Here is a 2,033-nt window from a genome sequence, read left to right as displayed (position 1 = left end):
CGGTGGCGGCCTCCTACACCACCCAATGGGGCACGACCCATACCTCCATCGAGACCACCACCCGGGCCTATGCCGGCACCGAGAGTGCGGCCGCGGTCCGGCACTATGACAAGACCCTCGAGCGTCTCCGGGCGCAGCCTGTGGCGCCGCAGCGTGGGCGCGGACGGGGGCGCGGGCGATGACAAGCGTCCTGGGACGTGATCCGGCCCGGCGCTGCCGGCCGCTGGCGGAATGGCCGGTGCTGGATGCGACGATCTGGCGGGCCGCACTCACGCCCGGCGATTTACTTGAGCCGGGTGGTGAACGGGCCGGCCATGCCTCCGGATCCAACCACGCGGCTGAGGGTGGCTATGGCCGCTGGCTGACCTAGTTGAGCCACACCGGGCAGCTGGACTGCAACACCCATCCCGCCGACCGGATTACCCCAAGCCGGGTTGGGGCCTATCTGGCGGATCTGGCTGCGCTTAGTAGCACCGCCACGCAGCGTCGCCGTCTGGAGGAGCTGTTCATCGTCGCCAGCCTGCTCGACCCCCGTCGGTCCTGGCAGTGGATCCGCGATCTCGCCACCCGGGTGCGGTGGCGCGACATGCCGGTCCGCGACAAGCGCAGCCGGCTGGTCGGCGCCGACGACCTGTTGAATCTCGGCCACCAGCTCATGCAGCAGGCAGAGCAGGCCGAGCAGGACCACCCCTGGTGCCGGGCGCTGCTCAACCGCGATGGGCTGGCGCTGGCCCTTCTGGCGCAGCGCCCGCTGCGCCGGGCCAACTTCGCCGGGCTCCGCCTGGGCCAGCATGTCCTGCGCCGTGGCGCTGGCTGGTGGCTGCAGATCGAGGCCGAGGAGACCAAGACCCGTGCCTTGATCGAGGTGCCCTGGCCAGAGACGCTGGTGCCGGCGCTGGAGGTCTATCTAACTACGTGGCGGCCGGTGCTGCTGGCCCGCCGGATCAGCTGGTCGGCTGGGGCGCCGGCAGCCGGGACCGACCTCTCGGTCTCCTCGCGTGGCGCGGCCATGGGCACCCAGGCGCTCTACGACATGACCACCAAGCGAACCAGGCTGGCCTTCGGCAAGGCGCTGAGCCCGCACCTCTTCCGGGACTGCGCCGCCACCTCGATCGCCATCGAGGACCCAGTCCATGTTCGGATCGCCAGCCAGGTCCTCGGTCACCGCAGCCAAGCGACAACCGAACGCTATTATAACCAGGCCCAGACTATCGATGCCGCCCGGCAGTGGCAGGCAACGCTGGATCGGATGCGCGCCTCGCCCAATCCTTCCTACGCTACGACCAAAGCCGAGGATGCGGACTGATGCGCTGCGCCATCTACAGCCGGTTCTCCAGCGAGGGCCAGAATGCGCAGTCCGCCGGCGACCAGACCGCCGCCTGCCGGCGCTTTGCGGCGGCCATGGGCTGGCAGGTGGCGGAGGTCTATGAGGATCATGCCCTGAGTGGCGCCAGCCGCTTTCGGCCGGAGTATCTGCGGCTGCTGCAGGATGCCGAGGGCCGCCGGTTCGAGGTGGTCCTCTGCGAAGCGCTGGATCGGCTTGGCGGGCGGCTCTCCGATATCGCCGACATGTACAACAAGCTGAGCTTCCGCGGCATTGCCATCCACACGATGCAGCAGGGGCTGATCAGCCAGATGCATATCGGCCTGCTCGGGACGATGTCGCAGCTGTTCCTCTCCGACCTGCGGCACAAGACACATCGCGGCCTGGAGGCGGTCGCCCGCGATGGCCGTAGCGCCGGCGGCCTCTGCTTTGGCTACAAGGTCAGTGACCTGGCGGGCGCTGACGGCAAGGCCCGTCGGGGTGGCCGCATTATCGACCCGGAGCAGGCTGCGGTGGTGGTTCGCATTTTCGAGCAGTACGCGGTCGGGGTATCGCCCAAGCGCATCGCCCTGGATCTCAACGCTAAGGGCATTTCCGGGCCGCGGGGTGGCGGCTGGGCGCCGAGCGCCATCAACGGCAATCGGCACAAGGGCACCGGCATTCTGAACAATGAGGCGGTCCCCGGAAATCGGACAGATGGGTAAGCTCG

At 68.7% G+C, this 2,033-nt stretch carries 4 protein-coding genes; all 4 read left to right on the top strand.

Annotated features, from left to right (window positions below):
* A partial coding sequence (locus tag QWZ14_RS29275; protein WP_290320599.1) for a hypothetical protein occupies nt 1-182 on the top strand: 182 nt, incomplete at its 5' end.
* Nucleotides 179-370 carry a hypothetical protein gene (locus tag QWZ14_RS29270; protein WP_290320598.1) on the top strand — a complete coding sequence of 64 codons (192 nt, stop codon included), beginning with the start codon at nt 179-181 and terminating at the stop codon, nt 368-370. The genes QWZ14_RS29275 and QWZ14_RS29270, both read left to right, overlap by 4 nt.
* A complete protein-coding gene (locus tag QWZ14_RS29265) occupies nt 371-1,306 on the top strand; it encodes a site-specific integrase (RefSeq protein ID WP_290320597.1) in 936 nt (311 codons plus the stop codon).
* A complete protein-coding gene (locus QWZ14_RS29260) occupies nt 1,306-2,028 on the top strand; it encodes a recombinase family protein (protein WP_290320596.1) in 723 nt (240 codons plus the stop codon). The genes QWZ14_RS29265 and QWZ14_RS29260 overlap by 1 nt, the downstream gene beginning before the upstream one ends.
* Nucleotides 2,029-2,033: the final 5 nt, after the last annotated feature.

The organism is Paeniroseomonas aquatica (assembly GCF_030409335.1).
GTDB lineage: Bacteria > Pseudomonadota > Alphaproteobacteria > Acetobacterales > Acetobacteraceae > Belnapia > Belnapia aquatica.
Note: the sequence above shows the minus strand (reverse complement) of the source record. Positions and strands in the feature narration are given on the sequence as shown.

Coding starts and splice junctions, on each gene's coding strand:
- QWZ14_RS29270 (WP_290320598.1), top strand. CDS start 179: ATGACAAGCGTCCTGGGACGTGATCCGGCCCGGCGCTGCCGGCCGCTG.
- QWZ14_RS29260 (WP_290320596.1), top strand. CDS start 1,306: ATGCGCTGCGCCATCTACAGCCGGTTCTCCAGCGAGGGCCAGAATGCG.